The following is a 25271-nucleotide window of genomic DNA, read 5'->3' as shown; positions in this document are numbered from 1 at the left end:
ATATTTATATTTGCCTCAAATCAATTGAGCTGAATGTCCCGTTTCAAATATTACATATTTGTATTTTTAGCATGTTTTTGTAGTCTAATCTTTGCGCAACAAGATAGCGTTGAAGATACTGACGTCTTAACGTTACAGCTTCAAAATCACTTAGCTCAGGCTAAATTAGACAATGATCGTGGTAAATACTACGATGCTCAAGACAATTTAGATAAGGCATTATTAATTGCTCAAAAAATTGACGATAAAATAAATCAAGGTAAAATTCATACCAAGATTGCCAAAGTTCAATTTCTAGTTAACAAACCAGATTTAGCTAATGGTTCTCTGCACAATGCCATTCAAATTCAACGTAAAATTGACGACTACGCTAACTTAGCTATTACCTATAACATTAAAGGTGTTATTCATAGTAATTTAGAAGAATATGAATATGCGCTACAATATTTTAATTCAGCAAAAAATTTATTCGAACAAGAAGATTTAGAATCTTATATCTCAGATGTAACTCTTAATGAAGCAAAGATATTTATTGCTCAAAAACGTTATGAAGAAGCCAAATCTCAGTTGGTTAAAACTATAATTCTAGCGAAAAAACATAGTCAAAAGGACCGTTTAAGTAGTGCTCTTATTGAAAGCGCAAAAGTTTCAGATGCATTAAATCAGCCAAGAATAGCTCAATCTCAAGCAGAAGAAGGCTTAGCTATTGCTAAAAAGAATGATATCTTAGAAAACATTAACGAAGCTTATGTTGTACTTAGCGATATCCACAAAAAAAATGGCGATTATAAAAGCTCCTATAATTATATTACTAAGCATATACAACTATCTGATTCTATCTTAAATATAAAACGAGATAATTTACCACCTGGTATGTCTGGTCAAAATATTGATAAATATAAAGATGCCGAAAATGCGCAATTACAAGCTCAAATTGATGAAGTTACTCGAGAAAGTGCCTTTACTAGAATTACTACAATTTTAAGTATTGCACTAATCACAATATTGTCTTTATTAACATTATCGTTATATAAAAACAATAATATTAGGTTAAATACCAATACAATGCTTCACAAAAAGAACGATGAATTAATCGTTGCAAAAGAGAAAGCAGAGTTAGCCTCTAAAACCAAAGCAAATTTCTTATCTACGGTTACACATGAGTTACGTACACCATTGTATGCTGTCACTGGCTTAACAAATATGCTTCTAGATGAAGAACCTAAAGAACATCAAGTACCACATTTAAAATCATTAAAATTCTCGGGTGATTACCTACTAACATTTATTAATGACATCCTTCAAATAAATAAAATTGAAGCAAATAAGGTAGAGTTAGACCCAGAAAACTTTAATCTTAAACATAAATTAGAAAATGTGATTTCGGCACTTAGTAATTCTGCTAATGACCAAAACACAAAAATTCATTTCGAATATGAAAAAGGGTTGCCAGAAACCTATATTGGTGACCAACTAAAGATTTCCCAAATCTTAATTAACCTACTTGGAAATGCTATTAAATTCACAAAAGATGGAGACATCTGGGTAAAAGCATACAAAGTTGATGCAAAAGACAACATGTACAACCTTCGCTTTGAAATTGAAGATAATGGTATTGGAATTACAAAAGAAAAGCAAGGTCAAATGTTTGATAGCTTCTCTCAAGGTTCTGTTCAAATTAACAGAAAATATGGAGGAACAGGTCTAGGCCTATCTATTGTAAAAGGACTTATTCAAATTCTAAAAGGTAAAATCTATCTAAAGAGTGAGCTTGGTAAAGGCACAACATTCTTTTTTGAACTACCATTAGAATATGATAAAGATGCTGAAAAACCAAAAATAGAGGAAGTTAAAAAAGTTAATAAGATGGATAGTTTAGATTTAAGTAACGTTAAAATTCTAATTGTAGAAGACAATAAGATTAATCAAATGATTACCAAAAAGATTCTTAACAAAATGAATCTATATTGTGATGTGGTAGATAATGGCGAAGCTGCAGTAGAAAAAGTAAAAGAGGTAGAATATGATGTTGTTTTAATGGACATCCATATGCCTGGAATTAGCGGATTAGAAGCCACAAAAATCATTAGAACTTTTGATAAAGAACTAACAATTTTTGCACTTACGGCTGTAACCTTAGAAGATAAAATGCACGAATTTGGAGAAGCCGGATTTGATGACATTATTTCTAAACCATTTAAACAAGATGATTTTGAAACTAAATTGCACGCAGCCTTGTCTGGAGAAAAAATAGTCTCAAGTTACTTTAGTTAATATAATTTATAATTGAAGCATTAAATTCTGCCGAATTATCTATCTTAACTTCTATTGGCAAATAATACAATTTATCCTTTAATTCCACATATCTAGACAACCTAACAAAATCTTTCTCCGTAGTAATTATTAATGATTTTGAAGCTATTGTCTCAATATCAGACTCCTTAAAACTGTAATGATCACTAAATTCTAAGTGATTAAATTTTAAGTCTTTCTCTTTTAAAAATTCTACAAGTGGTATTGCATTTGCTATACCAGTGACAAGTGTAAATTCTGGCAATTCATCTAAGTTCAATTTGTAGTTTACGGACTTTACTACTGATGAGTAATCTACATAACTAAAAAACAATTGCTGATGATCTCTAAGCTGAATACGAGATGCAATTTCCAACTTTTTTGCTTCCGAGATATCTTTATTACATTTTGTAACAACAATTATATCTGCGCGTTTAACTCCTGATCTAGGCTCTCGCAAATTCCCTGTAGGTAAAACCCAATCCTTATAATACAAGTTATTATAAGCGGTTAACATTATATTAAAACCTGCTTTAACTTTTCTATGTTGAAAAGCATCATCTAATAAAATAACGTTGAGATCTGGTTTTAATTCCATCAGGTTTTCAATCCCATTTTGTCTATCTTCATCAACAGCAACGCTTACATCTTTAAATTTTCTAAAAAATTGAAAAGGTTCATCTCCAATAGTGTCAGCATTTGCTTTGTCATCTGCTAAAACAAATCCTTTAGTCTGTCTTTTATAACCTCTACTCAAAGTTGCAATATCCTTTTCTTCCTTCAATAGCCTTATTAAATATTCAATCATTGGTGTTTTTCCTGTTCCTCCAGTACTTAAATTTCCAACGCATATAACAGGGACGTCGTAAGATTTAGAAGAAATTCCACCAATATCAAATAACCAATTTCTTAACCATGTTATCAGATAATAAATGGGCACAATAGGAAACAATATGATACGGATAAAGTTCACGATGACTAAATTATATTATTTTTGAAACAAATATACACTTATGATTATACAAGACGTAATTAATCACTTACACAACTTAGCGCCTTTAGCTTATGCTGAAGATTTTGATAACGTTGGTCTTTTAGTTGGCGATAAAAATGAAAAAGTTTCTGGCATCCTTGTTACTCTTGACACGCTTGAAGCCGTTGTAGACGAAGCGATTGAAAACAATTGTAATCTTATAGTAAGCTTCCATCCTATCATTTTTTCGGGTTTAAAAAAATTAACAGGAAAAACTTATGTTGAGCGTGTGGTTATTAAAGCAATTCAATATAACATCGCAATTTTCTCTATTCACACAGCGTTAGACAATGCTATAAATGGCGTTAATTCAATTATTTGTAATCAATTAGAATTAATAAACAAGCAAATACTAATTCCGCAATCTGGTACAATAAAAAAATTACAAACTTATGTTCCTAAAGTAAATGCAGCAAATTTAAGATCCGCTTTATTTAAGGCTGGTGCTGGTAGTCTAGGCAACTATGAATCGTGTAGCTTCAATGTTGAAGGACAAGGCACATACTTAGGCAATGAAAATTCTAATCCTGTTATTGGAAAAAAAGGAGAATTACATACCGAAAAGGAAGTCGCGATTTCCGTTACTTTCAAAAAGCACCTAGAATCAAAAGTATTAAAAACATTATTTGAAGCACATCCTTATGAGGAAGTCGCCTATGAAATTTCAACATTAGAAAATGCCAACCAACAGATTGGTATGGGAATGGTTGGAGAACTAAAAACGGCAATGAAAACGGAAGATTGTTTAAAATATATTAAAACTAAGATGAATACGGAGTGTATTAGACATTCTAAATCATTAAATAAAACTATTAAACGCATAGCGGTTTTAGGTGGCTCAGGCAGTTTTGCTATATCAGCCGCAAAAGCCGCCAATGCTGACATTTTCATTACTGCCGACTTAAAATACCATGACTTTTTTAGTGCAGAAAATAGTATTGTATTAGCAGATATTGGACATTATGAAAGCGAACAGTTCACAAAATCGTTTTTAGTAGACTATCTCTCGAAAAAAATTACTAATTTTGCAATCATTTTATCAAAGACAAATACAAATCCGATAAAGTATTTATAATTATGGCAAAAAAAGCTGAAGTTTCTGTTGAAGAGCGATTAAGAGCACTATATGATTTACAATTAATTGACTCTAGAGTAGATGAAATAAGAAATGTCAGAGGTGAGCTTCCGTTAGAAGTTAGAGATTTAGAAGACGAAGTTGAAGGACTTAACTTAAGAATGGAAAAGCTAAATGATAGCCTTACTATTATTGACGACGAAATTAAAGGAAAGAAAAACTTAATTGAAGAAGCAAAAACTTTAATTAAAAAATACAGTGAGCAACAAAAAAATGTTAGAAATAACAGAGAGTACAACTCATTGACTAAAGAAGTTGAATTTCAAGAACTAGAAATTCAATTGGCTGAAAAGCACATTAAAGAATTTAAAGCGCAAATAGAGCAGAAAAAAGTAGTTATTTCTGACACTAAAGACCGTTTAAAAGACCGTAACGCACACTTAAAGCACAAAAAAGGTGAGCTTAACGAGATCTTAAAGGAAACTGAAAAAGAAGAAGAAGCGTTAATTAATAAGTCTTTAGATTTTCAAAAGAAAATTGATGACCGTTTAGTAAAAGCATACCTTAGAATTAGAAACAACGTTAAAAATGGTTTAGCTGTTGTTGCTATTGAGCGTGGTGCTTCTGGAGGTTCTTTCTTTACAATTCCACCACAAGTACAAGTAGAAATTGCTTCTCGTAAAAAAGTAATTACTGATGAGCACAGTGGACGTATCTTAGTTGATGCTGCTTTAGCTGAAGAAGAAAAAGTAAAAATGAATAAATTATTTACTAAGCTTAGTAAGTAATTATCATTACATATTATAAAAAAAAGCCTTTGCAACTGCAAGGGCTTTTTTTATTTAAGATAATTTTAGAATAATTGGTGTTAAGGATTTGTACCTTAAGTCGACAAAAAAAGAAAAATTATAAATATGAAAAAGTTACTTTCCGTATTAAGTCTAAGTTTAATATTTAGCTGCCATAATCAAGCACAAGTTAACCCAGAACAACAAGCCGTTATTGATGCAGAACCTGTTGAAGTTCCTCTAGAAGACGGAAAAGCAAGAGCTTATTTTGCTAGTGGTTGCTTCTGGTGTGTTGAAGCTGTTTATGAAAGTGTAAAAGGCGTTGAAGAATCTATTTCTGGTTATTCTGGTGGCTTTACTGAAAACCCAACTTACGAAGCAAGTAATACAGGTAGAACAGGCCATGCAGAAGCGGTTGAAATTATTTACGATCCAGAAGTTATTAGTTTCTCTGAATTAGTAGATGTTTATTTTGGCTCTCAAAACCCAACACAAGTTAATGGACAAGGACCAGATCATGGCTCGCAATACCGTTCAATTATTTTTTATCAAAACGATGAGCAGAAGAAAATAATAGAAGATAAAAAAGCGGCTTTAGCTAAAGAATTAGATGCTACAATTGCTGCAGAGGTTTATCCTTTTCAAAAATTTTGGGTTGGTGAAGATTACCACCAAAACTATGAAAGGCTTCACCCAAATCAAGGCTATATAAGGAATGTATCTATTCCTAGATTAAATAAATTTAAAGCTAAATTTCCGGAACTATTAAAGGAAGAAGAAAAGCATTAATTATAATTAAACCTAGCAGGTCTAGATATTTATATAAACCTAGTAGATTTTAAAATTTACTAGGTTTTCAGGTACTATTAATATAAATTGAGATTGCACAGTTTTCCCCTTTGGGGAATTAAAGGGGCTCCTTCTTAGTAGCTTTCAACTCAAAAATCATAGGAAATAATTGATTTTCCATTATATACATTCCAGACTCCGTTTTTACTAAATCCGGAAATACATCATACGGACTTTCATCATATTCATTGAGGTAATCAATTTGCAATCCGGCTTCAATCAATGCATTTACAACCTCACTTAATCCATGATTCCAGCCATATTCTTTACTTACCATTTCAGAATCTTCATTAGCATAAGTACCTTCATATTCTTCGAATATCACTTCATCTTGACTGTAATGGTATTTCATTTTTGGCTGTCCATCTATATAATCAAACATCCACGCAATGGGATGAAACTCTACCATGTAAAACGTTCCTCCTACCTTTAAACGTTCCGCAATCATTTTTGCCCAAGGTTTTAAATCTGGTAACCACCCAATAACGCCATAACTTGTAAAAACAATATCAAATGCTTCGGTAATATTCTGTGATGTATCTAAAACATTACAACACACAAACTCAGCATCTAACTTTAATTCTTCATTTAGTTGCTTTGCCAATTTTACGCCCTCATTACTTAGGTCTACACCAACACACTTGGCTCCCATTCTACTCCAACTCAAGGTGTCTTGCCCAAAGTGACACTGTAAATGTAATAGTGACTTTCCCTCAACAATACCTAAAGCCTTTAATTCGTAAGGCATTAAGGATGTTTTTCCATTTTTAAAAGCCTCCAAATTATACATTTCACTCTGTGCATGTATAGCTACTTTCTTATTCCATGTCGATTTATTTACTTCAAAATAATTAGTGTTGTCTTTCATGGTTGGTTAATTTTGCATGTAATTTATAACAACTTTTTAATATGAAGGCATTATATATAAGTTTGATTGGTCTATTCCTTGTCGTTTCTTGTAAATCTGATAAAACTGAAACACCAGTTTCTGAAAACGTAAAAGAATTAACTATTACAGAAAAAATAGCGAATGCACATGGTTTTGAAAACTGGAAAAATGTATCGGAAGTAAAATTTACTTTCCAAGTCGATAGAGACACGATTAAAGGCAAAGGAAGATCATGGACATGGTTTCCTAAAAATGATAAGGTCAAAATGACAACTAGCGAAACCAATATAAAATACCGTAGAAGCCAAATGGATAGCACGCATGTTAATACTGACCAAAAATTCATTAATGATAAATATTGGTTATTAGTACCTTTTCAATTAGTTTGGGATAGCTCAGCAAAAGTATCAGAACCGACATTTACAGTTGCACCAATAAGCAAGAAACAATTAAATATGCTTACGATAACATATCCTAACGAAGGTGGTTATACACCTGGTGATGCTTATGATATTTATTACGATAACGACTTTATGATTAGAGAATGGGTTTTTAGAAAAGGAAACTCAAAAAAACCTTCATTAACTACCACTTTTGAGAACTATAAAGTTTATAACGGCATAAAAATTGCCACAGATCACAAAATGGCTGACGGTAATTGGAACTTAAATTTTACAGATGTGAGTATTACTTTGGTAAACTAATAGTATGGCATTACATTTGCAATCTATAATGTAAGATTCGCGTTCTAAATTTTTATTTAAATACGCATAGCTTACATTTTCCGCCTTTTGGCGTCTATATATATGAAAGCACTTTTATTACTAATAGAAGTGCTTTCTCTTTTTTAAAAATCTATTATTTAATTGGCTTTCACGTTCAAATTGCTCTGAATACTAAACATAAATGTAGAGCCTACACCTTCTGCACTTATTAAAGACAAACTGCCACCAAGTAATTCTGCATAAGCTTTTGCAATAGACAAACCTATACCAGACCCATGTAATGCATTTTTATTATTGACGTCTACTTGATAAAAAGGATTAAAAATAGTGTCTTTTTTATCGTCTGGCACACCAATACCTGTATCTTCTAAAGACACGTCTAAGGTTAAACTATTCATGGATGTTCTTAAAATAATACGTTCACCTTCCGATGTGAATTTTATAGCATTTTCTATCAACTTCTTTAACAGTACAACCAACTTAGCCTCATCTGTTGATATCTCAGAATTATCCTTTAAAATATTATTTTCAAAAATAAAGAGCACACCTTTTAATTGGGCTTCTGGCAGATATTGTTCATACATTAAAGAAATGGTATCAATAATATTGAATCTAGTAATATTAAGTTTCATAACGCCTGTTTCTATTTCTGAAATATTAATTATTCCTGAGATAACATCAAGCAATTTTGAACCATTTTGTTCAATGACATCAACAAACTCTTTAAAATCCTCATCATTTTGAGTTTCATAATCTTTTAAAAGTTCGGCTGAGCCCAAAATCCCATACATTGGTGTTCTTATTTCATGACTAATATTTGCCAAAAAAGCAGATTTTAACTGATCAGATTGCTCTGCTCTTTCTTTTGCGATTATTACATTCTTATGTTTTTCTATAAGTTCATCTTGTAATTTACTTTCTTTAATAAGCGCAGCATTAATCTTATCTATTAAAAAAGAAACCGAAAAAACAGTCATCAAAATAAAAAGTACATTATTAAGGAAAACGATGACTACAACCTCAAACACCTCATCTTCAAAAAAAGGGAAGTCAAAAAGTTGAAAATAAAAAATCACGGCTATTAAGGCATAAGCACAGCCAGTATATAATACTGAAAGTAGTCCTGCTTTCTTTCCACTATAGAGTGTTACTAAAACACTTAACATAAACAATAACAAACCACTACTACTACTACTACTACTTAAACCAATATACACAACAAGCGCAAATGATAATACAAATAGGTTAATAGAAAATATGTTTTTCTTAAGACTTAAGCTCATTTTATTATTAAAAAATAAAAAGCAAATGAGCAAAAAAGCGATAGAATCCGCATAGAAGACATTCCATTTATCCAAAATAATACTAAAAATAGCACTTGGAATATATGAAATCAGCCCTAAAGGTAAAATTAAGAGGAGAATTGAAATGAAAAGTCGATCTCTAAAATAAGATAATTCGTCTTGTTCATTTCCTCTAGAAAACCCACTAAACTGAATATACCATTCATAGTATGATGACCATAGTTTCTTAAGCATATAATAAATTGATTGATTACACTAAATCTAAGTAGAATTTGTTTATTAGACAATATAATTCTTACAAATTAGTCATCTAATAATTGAGGCATTTAACAATTATAAAAAAATCATATAATTATCTTATTTTTGTTACAATCCGAAAAATTTTTCAAATTGTCCAACTATAAACTAGGTCTTGATTATGCAAAACAACAAGACGAATTAGACGAATTATCTCAGTACAGAAATCAGTTTCACATTCCACAAGACAAGGATGGAAACGACCTTATTTACCTTTGTGGTAACTCACTTGGCTTACAACCAAAATCAACCAAGGCATACATCAATCAAGAATTAGAAGATTGGGCAAATCTCGGCGTTGAAGGCCATACGGATGCTAAAAACCCATGGTTACCATACCACGAATTTTTAACCGAAGCCACTGCTAAACTCGTTGGTGCAAAACCCATAGAAGTAGTTACTATGAATTCCTTAACGGCGAACCTGCATTTTATGATGGCGTCGTTTTACCAACCAACAAAAGACCGTTATAAAATTCTGATTGAAAGTGATGCTTTCCCTTCAGATAAATATGCCGTAGAATCCCAATTAAGACATCATGGCTATGATGATAAAGAAGGATTGATTCTCTGGAAACCGAGAGAAGATGAAGAATTATTACGTTACGAAGATTTAGAAAAAATTCTTGAAACTCACGGCAACGAAATCGCGCTTATTATGGTTGGAGGTGTCAATTATTACACAGGGCAGTTTTTCGATTTTAAACGTATTACAGACTTAGGACATAGTTATGGCTGTAAAGTCGGATTTGATTGTGCTCATGGTGCCGGAAACGTAGATTTAGACTTACATAATTCTGGAGCAGATTTTGCCGTTTGGTGTACTTATAAATATTTAAATTCAGGACCAGGTAGCTTATCGGGTTGCTTTGTACATGAGCGTCATGCTTATGATAAAGAACTCAACCGATTTACAGGTTGGTGGAGCCACAATAAAGACACACGTTTTAATATGCGTCACGAATTTGATGTTTTACCAGGAGCCGAAGGTTGGCAATTAAGTAATCCGCCAATATTATCCATGGCTGCCATCAAAGCGTCATTGGATATGTTTCACGAAGTCGGATTTGATAAAATCCTAAAAAAATCGAAAAAGCTAACCGGTTATTTCGAATTTCTATTAAAAACATTAGGCGAAGATACTATCAGAATCATCACACCAGAACATCCAGATGAACGTGGTTGCCAACTCTCTATTCAAGTTTTAAATGCCGACAAATCCTTACACGATAAATTAACAGAATCCGGCGTTATTAGCGATTGGCGAGAACCCGATGTTATAAGATGCGCACCAATTCCTTTATATAATTCATTTGAAGATGTGTATTTAATGGTTGAGAAGATGAAAGCACTTTTATGAACAAAATCTTTACCCTTATAAAAGATGAAAATATACTCTTAAAAATCAAGAAAAAGTCTGAGGCTAGTTTTTGGGAATATCAAATTTTAGGACTGTTATATTATTTCTTTAACTTAGGGCATGATTATTTAATTATTACTGATAAAAGAGTACTTCTAGTCATCAAAAATGATTTGATAAAAAATGTAGAATACAAACTATTTTCAAGTCTCAAATTCAATTCTAACAACAATAATTTGTATGTAATAAACCGTCAAAACAGAAAACAAATTATTAATTTAAATAGGTTTAGACCATCGTATGAAGAAATTCAAGACATAAAAAACCTTTTAAAGCATCAAAACAGTTAATTACGTTATTTGAAGTAAAATTTTCAAAATGAGTAACAAACAACAAAACATACTAATCATAGGCGCAGGACTCTGCGGAAGCCTATTAGCATTACGATTAGGACAACGCGGTTATAACGTAACCGTTTACGAAATGCGCCCAGACCTTAGAACAACAGACATTTCTGCAGGTCGCTCTATTAATTTAGCCTTCTCTAACAGAGGCAACAAAGCTATTAAACTCGTTGGTTTAGAAGATAAAGTCAATGATTTATGCATACCAATGAATGGTAGAATGCTTCACGATAAAGAAGGCAATACTTTTTTATCTAATTATAGCGGAAGAGATTACGAATATATCAATTCAATTTCTAGAGGCGATTTAAACGCTCTACTTCTCAATGAAGCCGAAAAACATGATAATGTCACTATACATTTTAACAAAAAATGTAAGTCTGTAGATTTTGAAAAAACAACAGCTTTATTTCAAGATTATAACTCAAAAGACGAATTTGTAGAAGACGCAGATTGCATTATAGCAACGGATGGCGCAGGTTCAGCTTTGCGAAAAAGTTATTATTTGGGTAAGAAATTTTTATTCAGTTTCTCTCAAGACTATTTAAGTCATGGCTATAAAGAATTAACCTTCTTACCAACTGAAACTGGCGATTATAAAACCTATAAAAATGCCTTACATATTTGGCCAAGAAGCAGCTTTATGCTCATTGCGTTACCAAATTTAGATGGCAGTTTTACAGTCACATTATTTTTAAGTTTTGATGAAGGCGAATACAATTTTAACAATCTAACAACACCAGAAGCCGTAACGGAATTCTTCCAAAAAGAATTTCCAGACGCGTTAGCCATTATGCCAAACTTAGTCGATGACTTTTTTGAAAATCCAACAGCAGCCTTAGGAACGGTAAAATGTTCGCCATGGCATTATAAAGGCAATACCTTATTAATGGGAGATTCTGCACATGCCATCGTCCCTTTTTATGGACAAGGTATGAATGCATCGTTTGAAGATGTGGTTGAATTCGATAAAGTACTAGACCAAAACCTAGAGAATTGGGAAGCGATATTTAAAACGTACGAGAAAAACCGCAAGAAAGATACAGACGCTATTGCCGATTTAGCCATTGACAATTTCCATGAAATGAAAGGTCATGTGGCGAATCCTATTTTTCAAGAAAAACGAAAAATCGAAATGGCTTTAGAAAAAGAATTTCAAAATGCGTATTCCTCAAAATATAGTTTAGTTACCTTTAATGAAAACATCGGTTATAGACAAGCCATGTTAAAAGGACGCGCACAAGACAAGGCCATATTGAATATGTTAACTGATAAAGTAATTTCATCAGAAGACAATTTAAAAGATATTTTAGACAAAGTAAACGCGGAAACTGAAGCTATTTTGGAAGATGATAGGATTGCGGGATTATAAAAAAAAGCCCATCCGAACCTTCCCTAAGGGAAGGAACTATTGACGCATAAAAAATATTGATTATAAATATTAACTCAATTTTTCGCTCTGATTTTTTCCCTTTCGGGAAATTAAAAGGGGCTTTTTAAACATATGGAAGTAACACCAAGAGGAGCATATCCACACGTAAAACAAGTAGGCGATTTTATATTCATTTCAGGTACGAGTTCTAGACGTGCAGACAACACCATTGCAGGTGTAGACCTGATTGACGAGATGGGAACAAAACGTCTAAACGCCTACACACAAACCCAAGAAGTTCTAAAAAACATAGAAAAAAATTTAGCAAAAGTTGGAGCAAGCCTTAAAGATGTGGTTGACGTTACGTCTTTTCTAGTCAACATGAATGATTTTGCAGATTACAACAAAGCCTATGCAGAATTCTTTGAAAAGGAAACAGGACCAACCAGAACAACTGTTGCGGTTCATCAATTACCGCATCCTGATTTAGTGGTTGAAATAAAAGTTATGGCTTATAAACCAAAATAAAGAATCATCGTTGTCATTCCGACAGAGCGTAGCGACGAGGAATCGCATAGCATTAAAAACTAATTACTATTTGAAACTATATTATACATATTTATTAATTTTTCTTTTGAGTTTATCTTGTGAAAACAGCAAGGATGAGTTGATAAACTATGACTCAAATGGATACCCAATAATTACGGAAAAATATAAACTTGATTTTTTAAAAGAGGTTTTAAAAGATTCAATAGTTCTTTCGGGTAGATACAAAAATGCATTAATTTTTAATAAAGAAATTGTTAACTCTAAAAGACTAATCAATGATAAAGTTAAAGGTACAACTCAAACTAAATCCGATATTCAAATCATTGCAATGACCTTAAATGAAAAAGACTCTTCTTTTGTGTATAATCAATATTTAGATAACGATTTTAATATAGAAAACATTCAACCTAATGGACATAAAATAATCGACTGGAAAAACATTAGGAAAAATATTTATATTGGAGATAGTTTAGTAGAAGAACAAGTATTTGTAACAAAGGATTCATTAGAAAGTATTTATCAGTATTTAAAGAAAAACAGAAGTGTCTCTATAAGTAAACCTATCTTTAATAAACCATTAAACAAAGCATATATAGAAGTAGATTTTTCCTATCTAAATGGTTCTGGGTTTCTATATGAAAAAACAAATAATAAGTGGCAATTTAAAGACTACGCAGGCGGCTGGACAAGATGAACATCAAAAACTACATAAACGGAAAATTCCAAAATCCAATTCAAGGCAACTGGATAGATAATTATAACCCATCAGATGGAGCGATTTATGGACAAATTCCTAATTCAACCAAAGATGATGTTGACGAAGCTTATAAAAGTGCGAAAGCTGCTTTTAAGCAATGGTCGCAAACCACGTTAGAGGTACGAAGCAGGATTCTAATTAAAATTTCAGAATTATTAGAAGCTAACCTTGACCGTTTTGCCGAAGCTGAAAGTAAGGACAACGGCAAACCTATAAGTTTAGCTAAAGCGGTTGACATTACAAGAGCTGCGAGTAACTTTCGTTTTTTTGGTAATGCCATTACGCAATTCGCGAGTGAAAGTCATGAATCTGTAGGTCAAAATGCCATTAACTATACCTTGCGTCAACCTATTGGTGTTGTAGGCTGTATTTCGCCATGGAACCTACCACTCTATTTATTTACCTGGAAAATCGCCCCAGCACTAGCTGCAGGAAATTGTGTGGTTGCCAAACCAAGTGAAGTCACACCAATGACGGCTTATTTACTTGGCGAAATTTGTAACGAAGCAGGTTTGCCTGAAGGTGTTTTAAATATTATTCACGGCTTAGGAACCACCACAGGACAAGCTATTATTGAGCATCCAGATATTAAAGCCATTTCCTTTACAGGAGGCACAGCAACAGGCGCACATATTGCCAAAGTCGCTGCACCAATGTTTAAAAAATTATCCTTAGAATTAGGCGGAAAAAACCCAAATATCATTTTCGCCGATTGCGATTACGACGATATGCTGAACACCACAGTACGTTCGTCCTTTGCCAATCAAGGGCAGATTTGTTTGTGTGGTAGTCGCATATTTGTTGAAGCTTCTATTTATGAAAAATTCAAGACTGACTTTGTAGAAAAAGTAAAACAACTCAAAGTCGGACATCCTTCCGAAACAGACACCAATATTGGTGCTTTAGTTTCAAAACCACATCTTGAAAAAGTAAAAGAATACATCAACATCGCAAAAACAGAAAATGGAACTGTACTTTGTGGAGGCAATGAAGTAACTATAGCAGGATTTGAAAACGGCTATTATTTAGAACCAACCGTTATTGAAGTGCCAAATGACGACTGCAGAGTGAACCAAGAAGAAATTTTTGGGCCTGTAGTAACCATAATGCCTTTCAACACAGAAGACGAGGTTTTAGAAATGGCAAACAAAGTTAAATATGGTTTATCAGCAACTTTGTGGACCAACAATCTAAAACGCACCATGAAACTCAGCAACCAATTACAAGCAGGTATTGTTTGGGTAAACACGTGGATGATGCGCGATTTAAGGACACCTTTTGGTGGTGTAAAAGCTTCAGGTGTTGGAAGAGAAGGTGGATTTGAAGCCTTGCGCTTTTTTACAGAGGCTAAAAATGTTTGTATAAAATACTAGAAGCCCATCTTCCGTCTTCCCATAAGGGAAGAAACTAGATTGGAACTCTAAATATAAATTGAATAAATTTTTAAAATAATAACTCTAAACAAAACCCCTTCCCTTTGGGAAGGTTGGGATGGGCTTATGAATCTACAACTAAACAACAAATACGCACTAGTCTGCGGAAGCACAGCAGGAATAGGAAAAGCAACAGCCATAGCCTTAGCCACAGAAGGTGTGCAAGTCACACTTGTTGCTAGAAACGAAGACAAATTAAAAACGGTACTTTCAGAATTACCTCAGCAAAGAACACACGATTATATTGTTGCTGATTTTTCGAATCCGGAAGATTTAAAAACTAAGGTTTCAGAATACATTTCAGAAAATCATGGTTTTCATATTTTGGTAAATAATACAGGTGGCCCAAAAGGAGGTCCTATTTTTTCTGCTGAAGTTGATGAATTTGAATCGGCTTTTACGCAACATTTAAAGTGCAATCATGTTCTAGTTCAAACCATTGTTCCTTTTATGAAAGAAGAAGGTTTTGGTCGTGTCATCAATGTAATTTCAACGTCTGTGAAACAGCCTTTAGATGGACTTGGCGTTAGTAACACCATTAGAGGAGCCGTTGCCAATTGGAGTAAAACTTTGGCCAATGAGCTCGGTCAATTCGGTATTACGGTAAACAATGTGTTACCAGGAGCCACTGGCACAGAACGCTTAACTCAAATTATTAAAAATAAATCGGCTAAATCAGGAAACACGGAAGAAGAAGCTGCTAATGTCATGAAAAATGCAGTACCAGTAAAACGCTTTGCGCAACCAGAAGAACTTGCCGATGCGATTACATTTTTAGCAAGTGAACGCGCAAGTTATATTAATGGAATTAATCTTCCTGTTGATGGTGGACGAACAAAATCTTTGTAACTTTATGACTTGTCATTCCTGCGAAAGCAGGAATCCAAAATAAAAACAATAATAACATAGATTCCTGCCTACGCAGGAATGACAAAAATCATCAATATAACCATGAGCAAATTATTTCCACCCATAAATTTTAAAGAATGGATTGAAGAAAATCGTCATTTATTAAAACCACCTGTTGGTAACAAAGTGGTTTGGAAAGATGGCGACTTTATTGTAATGGTTGTTGGTGGACCTAACGACCGTACAGATTATCATTATAATGAAACACCAGAATTTTTCTATCAAGTAGAAGGTGATATTGTTTTAAAAGTCATTGATGATGGTGTACCAAAAGACATTCATATTAAAGAAGGTGATATATTTTTATTACCACCAAAAGTACCGCATTCGCCACAACGTGGACCAAATACAGTTGGTTTAGTTATAGAATATCCGAGAGATGAAGGCGTAAAAGACAAACTGCAATGGTACTCTGAAAAAGATGCTAGTCTGCTATACGAAGAGGAATTTACTTTGGATAATATAGAAACTGATATGCCTGCCATTTTTGACAGATATAATAAGACTATTAAGAAAGACTAAACTAGAAATTAAAAAGATTTCATAATTAAACCTCTCGCAATTCAACCCTAATATGAGTAAACGCAAACTAAGAATAAACGGTCATTCACACCTTCTTCCCTATCCTGAAGAAATTCCGCAGTTCATGAAAGACAAAGGTATTTTTTGGGTAGATAAAGACCGAAAATTTATGCTTCAAAAAGATTGGAATCGTCCTATCACAGATTCTAGTTTCTTCCTAGATGAAAAATTAGAATGGATGGAGCGTAATAAGCTAGACCACGCTGTTGTTTTAAATTTATCTCAGCTTTATGGTAATGGCTTAAGGGTTGAAGAAATGAAGCAAGCTTTACGTTTTCAGAATGATTTTAATGCCAAAGTGCAACATAATCATCCGAGTAAATTTACATGTGGTTTTGTGGTTCATCCTGGTTTTGTTAGAAGTGCTTGTTGGGAAATTGAGCGTTGCGTAGAAGTATTAGGTATGCGATTATTATGTTTACCAACACATTATATGGATTCTATAGGTACTTGGCGTTGTATTTTTGATGAAGAAAACGAACCCATTTTTGAAATGGCTAACAAATATAACTTGGCTGTAGAAATCCATCCTTACGATGGTGAAAAGTTTATAAAATTAGAAAACACATCATGGCGTTTTCACTTAATTTGGATGCTCGCACAATGTGGCGATGCGTATCACTTTTTAACTTTAAATGGTTACCAAGATAAATATCCTAATATGAGAACTTGTTTTGCTCATGGCGGACAATTAGCACAAATTAATTTAGGAAGACGTATCCAAGGGTTTGATGGACGACCAGATTTATTTGAAGGCAAAAGTCATCCTAGAAAAGCCGTAGGACATAAAAACATCTTCTTTGACACTTTAGTGCATGATACTGGAGGATTAGAGTTATTAATAAGAAATCAAGGTTCTAAACAAGTGATAATGGGACTTGATGACCCTTATCCATTAGGGGAAATGGAAAGCGAAAAACAGTCTTCTTATCCTGGAAAAATAATTGACTTAGCCATTGACAGAGAGATAATTACAGAAACTGAAGGCGATGCCATTTGGGAAGATAATGTTATTCAATGGTTGTGTGGCGAGGATGAAGACGCTAAACAAAAGTTAATTACCAGAATAACATCCTAGCTTTGAAATTTAATTTTTATGTCTATATTTAAACTCTAACCAACTAAATAAATTATGAAAAAAATTGGAGGATACATGGCTGTAATTGGCCTAGCATTAATCATTTTACCTTACATAGGATTAACGATTAGATTCTTAGGATGGATTGATGAATTAGGTACGTTTCCTGCTTGGGCAATTAAAATCGGACTTGTTGTTATAGGTGCTGTTCTTTTCTTCATGGGAAAACCAGAAGTTGAAGAAACTGAGCTAGAATTACCGAAAGAAGAGTCTGCTGAATAATATATTTTTCATTTCTTTTAAATATTTATAGATATGTACTTCTTACCAGAAAATCTAGACAACTATGTTGTTGCACATTCTGAACAAGAGCCTGATTTATTAAAACAACTCACTAGAGAAACATATCAGAAGGTTTTACAACCTATTATGCTCAGTGGACCTTATCAAGGTCGTGTATTGAGTATGATTTCTAAATTAATACGACCAAAATCTATTTTAGAATTAGGCACGTTTACTGGTTATTCTACATTGTGTTTAGCTGAAGGTTTAGTTAGTGCTGGCGAATTGCATACTATTGATATTAATGAAGAATTGGTTGACTTTCAACGTAAGTATTTTGACACATCTAATTATGGAAAACAAATTATTCAGCATACAGGAAGTGCTTTAGATATTATTCCAGAACTAGATAAAACTTTCGATTTAGTTTTTATAGATGCAGATAAACCTAACTATTCTAATTATTTTCATTTAATAATTGACAAGTTAAATTCTGGAGGTATAATTCTCTCAGATAATGTTTTATGGCACGGAAAAGTTGTAGAACCCTTAGACGAAAAAGATAAATCTACCAAAGCGGTTTTAGATTACAACACCCTTTTAAAAGAAGATAAACGGATTGAAACTGTACTGCTTCCTATTAGAGATGGATTGACAATTAGTAGAAAAAAATAAAGGTAAAACAAAAATTCTCTTCAAAATTGAAGAGGATTTTTTATTGTACATAGTATTAAACTTTATTGTACTGCTTGAAGCGCATCAATATTTCCATATCCAAAACTACTGCTCTTATAAGGATAAAGGTCTGCAGATTGTTTTAACCTATTTAATATTTGTGTTCTACTCCAATTTGGATACTTAGACCAAATTAAAGCCGCGATACCAGCTGTAGTTGCTGTTGCTGCAGAAGAACCACCTGTATATCGACGTTGACCATTATAAAAGTTTAAAACAGGAGGTGCTTTACTTGTATTATTATCTCCTTCCATTATAATTGTGAAATCTATTTTACTTCCACTATGGCAAGTTTCACAACGTTCATAGTTATTACCGTCATTTACACCTGTTACTGCTACAGTTTCACTCATTGTTGCCGGAAAAATTACACCAAAGCCATTTGTAAAACTAGTTGAAGTTCCGCCAGCTGCAAAAATCAATTTCCCTTTACCGTAAGCATATCTTACAGCGTCTTTAATATTACCTATTGACCATACATAGCCGATAGACATAGAAATAATTTTCACATCACTCCTATTTCCTAATTGCGTTAAGGCTTTAGAAACTCCTTTACGCTCATGGTAATCATTAAGTAACACATCTTCTGTTGCTCTATATGCTACCAAATTAGCATTGTATGCTACACCAACTGGCATACCATCATTATTTCTAGGAGACGCCATTGTTGAACCCATTGCTGTTCCGTGTCCACATTTGTCATCTGGACCATCATAATTACTAGACCACCACCAATTAGAATCTATAAAAGTTCCATATTTCTGAACATAACGACCAGATGAATAACCATCATTAATACCTGCTGAAGTTAATAGTGATTGATATCTTGAAATACCTGTATCAATTAATCCAATTGTAACACCTGAACCAGTAGACATATTCCAAGCACTTTGAATGTTGTGTTCATTAAAATGCCAAGATACTTGTACGTTATTAGGCGTGGTTGTTGTATAATGAGCAGTACTAATATAATCTGCACTTTTATCGCAACCTGAGCTCGATTTTTGTACTGAACCTGCTACATAATGATTATACCCATTTGGCTCTAAATACCTGACATAATCACTTTTTCTAAGTGCTATGATAGTTTCTAATTTCGTTACTTCTGCATCAAAAACGGTAAGAATTTCATCTTCTTTCATTTTAAAATCATCTTTATCTACTTGTTCAGTTGACATAATAATTGAAAGTAAGTCGTTCTTTTTTTGAATTAATTCTACATCAACTTCTTCACTGTAACTCTGACCTTCATTACCATAGCCAACGGTTAATACATTCTGGCCAAGCATTAATGCGCTCCAAACAAAATGAGCTTCTTGATCATTCCAATCAAAATCTCCAGTAGATTCAATACTTTCTGTAATTCGCTGGTTTATTTGCTGAATGGTTAAAGCTTTTTCTGGAGTTTGAGATGCTTCAGTTACGGTTTCAGTCTCAACAATAACATCTTTAGAACAAGAAACTACGGCAATCGCCAATGCGAACATTGCCAAACGGTACATTTTTTTCATTTAATATGATTTAGTTGATTAATTTATTTCCTAAATATATTAAATATATTATAAAATTTTAAAGTGAATTTTGTGATTTTGGCAAAAAACTACCTTTTAAGATAACAATAATAAAATTACTTATCTCTTTTTAATGATCCAGTGAAGTCTTCTAAATCATCTTTTACTTTATTGAGTTCCTCTTTCACATTTTTAGTTACTTCAGTATCAATAATATTACTTTCTTTGGCACTTTTGGTGATTTCATGCTTAACATCATTTGTAGCATCCTTCAATTGACGCATACCTTTACCTAAACCGCGAGCTATTTCTGGTAACTTATCTGCACCAAAAAACATAACCACAACTAGTAGTATTACCATTATTTCGGCACCTCCAATAAATAACAATGTTAAGTGATGTATCATAATGCAAATATAAAGTGAGTTTGTGAATTATACCTAGTGAAATTAAAAATAAAAAAAAGCCGATTTTAAAAAAAATCGGCTTCTCTTTACATACTAAATAGTTTTAGTCTTTTACTTTGTCTTTAAACTTGTCAAATTCACTTGTCACAGCTTCTTTAGGCCACGAATTGTTACTTGTATCCACATCAGCAGTTTCTAAATCTGGATCTAAAGCTATTGAAACAATTTCTTTTTCACTTGCTATTGCTTTACTAACTTCCTTATCATTGTATCTCCAAATTTGAGCAGGATATGTTTCTTTTTCAGTTGTACCATCTGCATATGTATATTCTACAATAATTGGCATTACTAATCCACCTGGCTTATCAAAAGTAATTTGATAAAAGAATTTAGGCGTTTCCTTCATTTCTTTTTGTTCTGCAGGTGTAAAATTATCCATGATGTATTCTTTTACAGTAGGCAAATCATCAATAGCTTCTGCTTTTTTAATAGCGTCATCATAACCTTCTGCTCCTTCTTCAATAAAATACACTAAGCTATTTGGGTCTCTATTGTAACGCTCAGCTAATTGTTTACCATTTTCATTTGGTGTTGCTGTCACAGCAAACTTCTTCACTTCTTTTATACCAATATCTGTGTAATCAGTAGTGTAGAACCAACCTCTCCAAAACCAATCTAAATCTACAGCAGATGCATCTTCCATAGTACGGAAGAAATCTTCTGGTGTTGGGTGCTTAAACATCCAACGGTTTGCGTATTCTCTAAAAGAATAATCAAAAAGATCGCGACCCATAATTGTTTCTCTAAGTATATTTAATCCTGTTGCTGGCTTACTATATGCATTGTTACCAAACTGGTAAGTATTTAAACCTTTTGTCATAATTGGCGCAATGTAATCTTGATTTCCGCCCATATATCTCACAATATTTTTTGCTGGTCCACGCCTCGATGGATAAGCTTTATCACTTGGAGATAATGCTTTTGGATACCACTCTCCAAAATCTTGCTCTGCCACATACTGAACAAATGTATTTAATCCTTCATCCATCCATGTCCATTGACGTTCATCACTGTTTACAATCATTGGGAAAAAGTTATGGCCAACTTCATGTATAATAACACTGATCATTCCGTATTTTGTTCTATCTGAATAATTCCCTTCCTTATCTGGACGACCAAAGTTGTAACAAATCATTGGGTATTCCATTCCCATTGGTGCATGTACAGAAATTGCTTTGTGGTAAGGATAATCAAACGTCATACGAGAATATGACTTTAATGTACTCGCAACAGCTTTAGTTGACCATTGTTCCCATAACGGGTTTCCTTCTTTAGAATATAAAGACACTGCCATTACATCCTTCTCTCCTACTTTTACAGCCATCATATCCCATAAAAATTTACGAGATGTCGCAAAACCAAAATCACGTACCATCTGTGCAGAAAGTTTCCATGTTTTTTTCTTTTTACTTTTAGACTTTTCTGATACCTCAGCTTCATCTTGTGTTACAATCATAACAGGTTCGTCGTATGATTTTTTCGCTTTCTTAAAACGTTTCATCATATCTTTAGTAAACACGTCTTCACGGTTTACTAAGAAGCCTGTACCATCTAATATATGATCTGCAGGCACTGTAATATTTACATCAAAGTCTCCAAATGGTAATGCAAACTCATCGCGTCCCCAAAATTGAGAATTCTGCCATCCTTCTACATCGTTATATACAGCCATACGAGGATAAAACTGAGCCATTACATAGATACGATTATCATTTTCTTCAAAATACTCGTAACCAGAACGTCCACCATCCTTAACGTGATCGTTAATATTGTACCACCATTTTATCTGGAAAGAAAATTTATCGCCAGATTTTAAAACGCTAGGTAATTCTACTCGCATCATTGTACGGTTTATGGTGTGTTGTAAATCTTTTCCATTTACATCTTTAACATGTTCTATATGAAAACCACCATCAAAAGATTCTTTTAAATAAGATTTAACTGCACCTGCAGATGAAGTTGCTGGTCCAATTCCAGAAGAACGAATAAGTGGTGTTTTAGAATCTCTAGCACGCATGTTTTGATCTAATTGTACCCAAAGGTATTTTAAATCGTCAGGAGAATTATTTGTGTAAGTAATAGTTTCATCTCCATAAAGCTTAGCATTTACATCATCGATTTCAATATCCATTTTGTAATCTGCCTGTTGTTGGTAATATGCTGGTCCTGGCGCTCCAGAGCCTGTTCTAAACATATTTGGTGTCGCAAACTCATCGTAAAGTTGTTTAAACTTATTTTCGTTGGTGTGACCAGGTTGACGCTCTTGCTTTTCCTCATCTTGAGCATACATGCTGAATGTTGAGAATAACAAAGCGCATAAAAAGTACTTAGTAATTTTCATAAATAATTAGTTGTGATTAAAAGTGAAGCCTAAAATAAGAATTTAAGATGGCATACAAAGTTTTTTATTTAAAGTTTAACGCACATATTTCATTGCCAGGAACTAATAAAAAACTTTTATTTTTATTTAAGAGCTTCATCCTTAAGATATTTTGTTGCTCGTCAAACACGTCAAATAATAATGTGTTTGATACTTCTATAGAATTTATATCTTTAATATTAGGAATTTCTAGATAACAATACGTAATATCCTCTTTATATTCTTTCCCTATAAAATTGAATTTAACAGCATTGTCGTTTACCTTAATTTTGAGTTTATCTTCTAAATAACGCTTCATGTAGGTTTCTACTTTTTCAGATTCATCGTTAGAATCTAAGGTTATTGATTCATCATATCGTTTACGAATGAGCGTTTCAAAATCATTTATAAAAATCTGACTTATAATTTGAAGAGACGCTTCTTTTTCAGAGTATTCAATTTCCGTTACACTCACATAATATTCATGCGAACTTTGGTTAGATAAAAAAAGTGGAAGTATTAAAAAGGTAATTAATAATTGTAATGATTTCATAAAAATTTTTATAGTTCTTTTTGGTATCTCAAAACGTATTCCAAAATTTAATCTTCAGTTACAGATTTTCTATTTTCTTGGTACGCTAATAGTTTTGCTTGCAAAAATTCAAGTAATTTTAATTCGTTATTTGCATTGCACAAGTTTAAGAATTCTTCGTCTTCTTGACAAAATAAAAAGTACTCAATTCTAAGACTTTTTGTTAACGTATCTTTTTCAAATAAAATAGACTCATATTCTCCTTTTAGTCGCTCTGTGCAAGCTTCTCTATTATCTAATTCTACAATATTTTTTAGTTTTTTTGTTCTACCACTCACTCTGTTGAGTAATTTATGAACATTAACTCCTAATCCCGTATAAATTGGACCTCCACCATCTGCATCATGAAGTTTGCGTTCGTTTTGTGTGAGCGGTTTGCCTTTATAACCAGGAATTCCTAAATCGTAAAAATTAATCTCGGTTTCGGCATCAGAGTTTTCAACATCAGATTCTAAGCTTCCCGTCAATATTTTTCCAATTACAACTTCATTTAACTCGCTAACATTTTCAATGAGATAAACATTAAAGTGCCCTATTTCTATAATTTCGGATGTAATTATGAACTCTTTCTTTTTATACTGAACACCAGAAATCACTAAAGTGTCTGATGCTTTTGCTTCAATGATAAAACTACCATCTTCGTTAGATATAGTATATTTTGCTTGAGATTTATTTTGAATATGAAGCCCAGCAACCTCATCATTGGCAATGAGTTGACCACTTACATTATTCAGTTGAGCGTTAGTAATGCTTATTGATAAAAACGCAGTTACTATTATTAGTATTTTAATCTTCTTCACTTAACGTTTTTAAGAAAGATTTACTTAATTGAGAAATACGTTCTAGTAATTCTAATTCCTTATCATCGGCAAACAACTTTTGGTTTACACCTTCTTTTTCTACATAATCGGTAAAAGCTTCCATTTGTTCTAGAGGAATATCGAAATTGGTGTGAACATAGTTAACGCTATAATCATCTAGGGCTTGCTTAAAAGGTGTTTTATCTATTGCTTGTTTTTCTTTTTCTGATTTAAATTTAATTCTATCAAGGCCAACACCGTCTATATTAACAATTTGTTTCATTAAAAAACCTGCCACATTAATTAAATTTAGCATATTCTCCATTCTTGGATTATACTCATTAAAAGCTAAATTTTCTGCTTCAGTTTTATAATCTGCTGAAAATTCAAAGTCTTCAATATGGTCTAGTCCAAAATATATGGCATCTAAATCTACATTGTAAGTTCTTACGTTTTCGAAATCTGCATTTAAATTTCCTGTTAGACCAAAAGGCAATAAAACGACTTCATCTAATTTGTTAACTTCTTCAACCAAAATTACTGTTAATTGCCTGGATTCCATTACACTTTCAGAAATAACAACACTAAAATCCTGAAACTGTAATGCTCCAAATTCTACTACATCATTAAGCGCAATTGCAATCTTAAACGTTCCGTTTTCGTCTGTAGTTGTTCCTTTATTAGAAGAGGTATTAAATACTGTCACTCCTTCTTTATCTTCCGAAGCCACAACAATTCTTCCATTAATAGAAATTCTACTAATTTCCTGGCTATTAATAGATAACGACAATAAGCAACACAAAAAAAATATAATTGGTTTCATAATGTAT

Annotated in this window: 25 protein-coding genes; 16 read left to right on the top strand and 9 right to left on the bottom strand. The window is 32.8% G+C overall.

What is annotated here, in order from left to right:
* The first annotated feature begins 33 nt into the window (after nucleotides 1-33).
* A complete protein-coding gene (locus Q0891_RS04655) occupies nucleotides 34-2274 on the top strand; it encodes an ATP-binding protein (RefSeq protein ID WP_299099221.1) in 2241 nt (746 codons plus the stop codon).
* Here the strand turns inward: Q0891_RS04655 and lpxK are convergent.
* Nucleotides 2267-3265: a tetraacyldisaccharide 4'-kinase gene (lpxK, locus tag Q0891_RS04650; RefSeq protein WP_299099220.1), complete on the bottom strand. Its 999-nt coding sequence runs from the start codon at nucleotides 3263-3265 to the stop codon at nucleotides 2267-2269. The two genes, Q0891_RS04655 and lpxK, sit on opposite strands and share 8 nt — an antisense overlap.
* Nucleotides 3266-3305: 40 nt before the next feature.
* On the opposite strand from lpxK, the gene Q0891_RS04645 reads away from it, so the two are divergent.
* The 3 genes from Q0891_RS04645 to msrA all read left to right on the top strand — a co-directional run bounded on the left by Q0891_RS04645 (nucleotide 3306) and on the right by msrA (nucleotide 5977).
* A complete protein-coding gene (locus tag Q0891_RS04645; protein WP_299099219.1) occupies nucleotides 3306-4400 on the top strand; it encodes a Nif3-like dinuclear metal center hexameric protein in 1095 nt (364 codons plus the stop codon).
* Between the two features lie 2 nt (nucleotides 4401-4402).
* Nucleotides 4403-5188, top strand: coding sequence for a C4-type zinc ribbon domain-containing protein (locus Q0891_RS04640; RefSeq protein ID WP_299099218.1), 786 nt, complete (start codon nucleotides 4403-4405; stop codon nucleotides 5186-5188).
* 126 nt (nucleotides 5189-5314) lie between these two features.
* Nucleotides 5315-5977 carry a peptide-methionine (S)-S-oxide reductase MsrA gene (gene msrA / locus Q0891_RS04635; RefSeq protein ID WP_299099217.1) on the top strand — a complete coding sequence of 221 codons (663 nt, stop codon included), beginning with the start codon at nucleotides 5315-5317 and terminating at the stop codon, nucleotides 5975-5977.
* 118 nt (nucleotides 5978-6095) lie between these two features.
* Here msrA and Q0891_RS04630 read toward each other — a convergent pair whose 3' ends face one another.
* Nucleotides 6096-6905 carry a methyltransferase domain-containing protein gene (locus Q0891_RS04630; RefSeq protein WP_299099215.1) on the bottom strand — a complete coding sequence of 270 codons (810 nt, stop codon included), beginning with the start codon at nucleotides 6903-6905 and terminating at the stop codon, nucleotides 6096-6098.
* Nucleotides 6906-6946: 41 nt separating this feature from the next.
* On the opposite strand from Q0891_RS04630, the gene Q0891_RS04625 reads away from it, so the two are divergent.
* On the top strand, nucleotides 6947-7630 hold the full coding sequence (locus Q0891_RS04625) for a hypothetical protein (protein ID WP_299099213.1): 684 nt from the start codon (nucleotides 6947-6949) through the stop codon (nucleotides 7628-7630).
* A 158-nt stretch (nucleotides 7631-7788) separates the two neighbouring features.
* Here the strand turns inward: Q0891_RS04625 and Q0891_RS04620 are convergent, their stop codons facing one another.
* Nucleotides 7789-9189: an ATP-binding protein gene (locus tag Q0891_RS04620; RefSeq protein ID WP_299099211.1), complete on the bottom strand. Its 1401-nt coding sequence runs from the start codon at nucleotides 9187-9189 to the stop codon at nucleotides 7789-7791.
* A gap of 156 nt (nucleotides 9190-9345) precedes the next feature.
* Here Q0891_RS04620 and kynU point away from each other — a divergent pair, with 156 nt between their 5' ends.
* From kynU to Q0891_RS04565, 11 genes are all read left to right on the top strand, one after another.
* A complete protein-coding gene (gene kynU / locus Q0891_RS04615; protein ID WP_299099209.1) occupies nucleotides 9346-10611 on the top strand; it encodes a kynureninase in 1266 nt (421 codons plus the stop codon).
* Nucleotides 10608-10961: a hypothetical protein gene (locus tag Q0891_RS04610; RefSeq protein WP_299099207.1), complete on the top strand. Its 354-nt coding sequence runs from the start codon at nucleotides 10608-10610 to the stop codon at nucleotides 10959-10961. The genes kynU and Q0891_RS04610 overlap by 4 nt, the downstream gene beginning before the upstream one ends.
* Nucleotides 10962-10989: 28 nt before the next feature.
* Complete coding sequence (locus tag Q0891_RS04605) at nucleotides 10990-12387, top strand: NAD(P)/FAD-dependent oxidoreductase (RefSeq protein ID WP_299099205.1); 1398 nt, start codon at nucleotides 10990-10992, stop codon at nucleotides 12385-12387.
* Between the two features lie 132 nt (nucleotides 12388-12519).
* Nucleotides 12520-12915, top strand: coding sequence for a RidA family protein (locus Q0891_RS04600; RefSeq protein ID WP_299099203.1), 396 nt, complete (start codon nucleotides 12520-12522; stop codon nucleotides 12913-12915).
* 70 nt (nucleotides 12916-12985) lie between these two features.
* The gene (locus Q0891_RS04595) at nucleotides 12986-13630 is read left to right on the top strand and encodes a hypothetical protein (protein WP_299099201.1); all 645 of its coding nucleotides are present in this window, start codon (nucleotides 12986-12988) and stop codon (nucleotides 13628-13630) included.
* A complete protein-coding gene (locus tag Q0891_RS04590; RefSeq protein ID WP_299099199.1) occupies nucleotides 13627-15066 on the top strand; it encodes an aldehyde dehydrogenase in 1440 nt (479 codons plus the stop codon). The genes Q0891_RS04595 and Q0891_RS04590 overlap by 4 nt, the downstream gene beginning before the upstream one ends.
* 126 nt (nucleotides 15067-15192) lie before the next feature.
* Entirely contained in the window at nucleotides 15193-15975 is a 783-nt protein-coding gene (locus Q0891_RS04585; protein ID WP_299099197.1) for an SDR family oxidoreductase, read from the top strand.
* 102 nt (nucleotides 15976-16077) lie between these two features.
* Nucleotides 16078-16557, top strand: a complete 480-nt coding sequence (locus tag Q0891_RS04580; protein ID WP_092447721.1) for a 3-hydroxyanthranilate 3,4-dioxygenase — start codon at nucleotides 16078-16080, stop codon at nucleotides 16555-16557.
* Nucleotides 16558-16609: 52 nt separating this feature from the next.
* Nucleotides 16610-17695: an amidohydrolase family protein gene (locus tag Q0891_RS04575; RefSeq protein WP_299099194.1), complete on the top strand. Its 1086-nt coding sequence runs from the start codon at nucleotides 16610-16612 to the stop codon at nucleotides 17693-17695.
* A 54-nt stretch (nucleotides 17696-17749) separates the two neighbouring features.
* Nucleotides 17750-17977: a hypothetical protein gene (locus Q0891_RS04570; protein ID WP_299099192.1), complete on the top strand. Its 228-nt coding sequence runs from the start codon at nucleotides 17750-17752 to the stop codon at nucleotides 17975-17977.
* A 33-nt stretch (nucleotides 17978-18010) separates the two neighbouring features.
* The gene (locus Q0891_RS04565) at nucleotides 18011-18652 is read left to right on the top strand and encodes an O-methyltransferase (protein ID WP_299099190.1); all 642 of its coding nucleotides are present in this window, start codon (nucleotides 18011-18013) and stop codon (nucleotides 18650-18652) included.
* A gap of 62 nt (nucleotides 18653-18714) precedes the next feature.
* Here Q0891_RS04565 and Q0891_RS04560 read toward each other — a convergent pair whose 3' ends face one another.
* From Q0891_RS04560 to Q0891_RS04535, 6 genes are all read right to left on the bottom strand, one after another.
* Nucleotides 18715-20223, bottom strand: coding sequence for a S8/S53 family peptidase (locus Q0891_RS04560; protein ID WP_299099188.1), 1509 nt, complete (start codon nucleotides 20221-20223; stop codon nucleotides 18715-18717).
* A gap of 116 nt (nucleotides 20224-20339) precedes the next feature.
* Nucleotides 20340-20630 carry a twin-arginine translocase TatA/TatE family subunit gene (locus Q0891_RS04555; protein ID WP_299099186.1) on the bottom strand — a complete coding sequence of 97 codons (291 nt, stop codon included), beginning with the start codon at nucleotides 20628-20630 and terminating at the stop codon, nucleotides 20340-20342.
* A gap of 103 nt (nucleotides 20631-20733) precedes the next feature.
* Entirely contained in the window at nucleotides 20734-23031 is a 2298-nt protein-coding gene (locus Q0891_RS04550; RefSeq protein ID WP_299099185.1) for a M1 family metallopeptidase, read from the bottom strand.
* Nucleotides 23032-23095: 64 nt separating this feature from the next.
* A complete protein-coding gene (locus Q0891_RS04545) occupies nucleotides 23096-23602 on the bottom strand; it encodes a DUF6702 family protein (RefSeq protein WP_299099183.1) in 507 nt (168 codons plus the stop codon).
* Between the two features lie 47 nt (nucleotides 23603-23649).
* The gene (locus tag Q0891_RS04540; protein ID WP_299099181.1) at nucleotides 23650-24441 is read right to left on the bottom strand and encodes a hypothetical protein; all 792 of its coding nucleotides are present in this window, start codon (nucleotides 24439-24441) and stop codon (nucleotides 23650-23652) included.
* On the bottom strand, nucleotides 24428-25264 hold the full coding sequence (locus tag Q0891_RS04535; RefSeq protein ID WP_299099179.1) for a carboxypeptidase-like regulatory domain-containing protein: 837 nt from the start codon (nucleotides 25262-25264) through the stop codon (nucleotides 24428-24430). Before Q0891_RS04535 ends, Q0891_RS04540 begins: the two co-directional genes overlap by 14 nt.
* Nucleotides 25265-25271 lie beyond the last annotated feature (7 nt).

The sequence above is a fragment of the uncultured Winogradskyella sp. genome (assembly GCF_947498005.1).
In the GTDB taxonomy this organism is placed as follows: Bacteria; Bacteroidota; Bacteroidia; order Flavobacteriales; family Flavobacteriaceae; genus Winogradskyella.
The sequence above is the reverse complement of the archived record's forward strand: the minus strand, read 5'-3'. Positions and strand labels throughout refer to the sequence as shown.

Excerpts from the sequence above, each read along its gene's own strand:
- Q0891_RS04560 (WP_299099188.1), bottom strand. The coding sequence starts at position 20,223 with ATGAAAAAAATGTACCGTTTGGCAATGTTCGCATTGGCGATTGCCGTA.
- Q0891_RS04605 (WP_299099205.1), top strand. The coding sequence starts at position 10,990 with ATGAGTAACAAACAACAAAACATACTAATCATAGGCGCAGGACTCTGC.
- Q0891_RS04600 (WP_299099203.1), top strand. The coding sequence starts at position 12,520 with ATGGAAGTAACACCAAGAGGAGCATATCCACACGTAAAACAAGTAGGC.
- Q0891_RS04610 (WP_299099207.1), top strand. The coding sequence starts at position 10,608 with ATGAACAAAATCTTTACCCTTATAAAAGATGAAAATATACTCTTAAAA.
- Q0891_RS04640 (WP_299099218.1), top strand. The coding sequence starts at position 4,403 with ATGGCAAAAAAAGCTGAAGTTTCTGTTGAAGAGCGATTAAGAGCACTA.
- Q0891_RS04630 (WP_299099215.1), bottom strand. The coding sequence starts at position 6,905 with ATGAAAGACAACACTAATTATTTTGAAGTAAATAAATCGACATGGAAT.
- Q0891_RS04550 (WP_299099185.1), bottom strand. The coding sequence starts at position 23,031 with ATGAAAATTACTAAGTACTTTTTATGCGCTTTGTTATTCTCAACATTC.
- msrA (WP_299099217.1), top strand. The coding sequence starts at position 5,315 with ATGAAAAAGTTACTTTCCGTATTAAGTCTAAGTTTAATATTTAGCTGC.
- Q0891_RS04585 (WP_299099197.1), top strand. The coding sequence starts at position 15,193 with ATGAATCTACAACTAAACAACAAATACGCACTAGTCTGCGGAAGCACA.
- Q0891_RS04535 (WP_299099179.1), bottom strand. The coding sequence starts at position 25,264 with ATGAAACCAATTATATTTTTTTTGTGTTGCTTATTGTCGTTATCTATT.
- Q0891_RS04620 (WP_299099211.1), bottom strand. The coding sequence starts at position 9,189 with ATGCTTAAGAAACTATGGTCATCATACTATGAATGGTATATTCAGTTT.
- Q0891_RS04655 (WP_299099221.1), top strand. The coding sequence starts at position 34 with ATGTCCCGTTTCAAATATTACATATTTGTATTTTTAGCATGTTTTTGT.
- Q0891_RS04565 (WP_299099190.1), top strand. The coding sequence starts at position 18,011 with ATGTACTTCTTACCAGAAAATCTAGACAACTATGTTGTTGCACATTCT.
- Q0891_RS04625 (WP_299099213.1), top strand. The coding sequence starts at position 6,947 with ATGAAGGCATTATATATAAGTTTGATTGGTCTATTCCTTGTCGTTTCT.
- Q0891_RS04575 (WP_299099194.1), top strand. The coding sequence starts at position 16,610 with ATGAGTAAACGCAAACTAAGAATAAACGGTCATTCACACCTTCTTCCC.
- Q0891_RS04570 (WP_299099192.1), top strand. The coding sequence starts at position 17,750 with ATGAAAAAAATTGGAGGATACATGGCTGTAATTGGCCTAGCATTAATC.
- Q0891_RS04545 (WP_299099183.1), bottom strand. The coding sequence starts at position 23,602 with ATGAAATCATTACAATTATTAATTACCTTTTTAATACTTCCACTTTTT.
- Q0891_RS04555 (WP_299099186.1), bottom strand. The coding sequence starts at position 20,630 with ATGATACATCACTTAACATTGTTATTTATTGGAGGTGCCGAAATAATG.
- Q0891_RS04645 (WP_299099219.1), top strand. The coding sequence starts at position 3,306 with ATGATTATACAAGACGTAATTAATCACTTACACAACTTAGCGCCTTTA.
- Q0891_RS04590 (WP_299099199.1), top strand. The coding sequence starts at position 13,627 with ATGAACATCAAAAACTACATAAACGGAAAATTCCAAAATCCAATTCAA.
- Q0891_RS04580 (WP_092447721.1), top strand. The coding sequence starts at position 16,078 with ATGAGCAAATTATTTCCACCCATAAATTTTAAAGAATGGATTGAAGAA.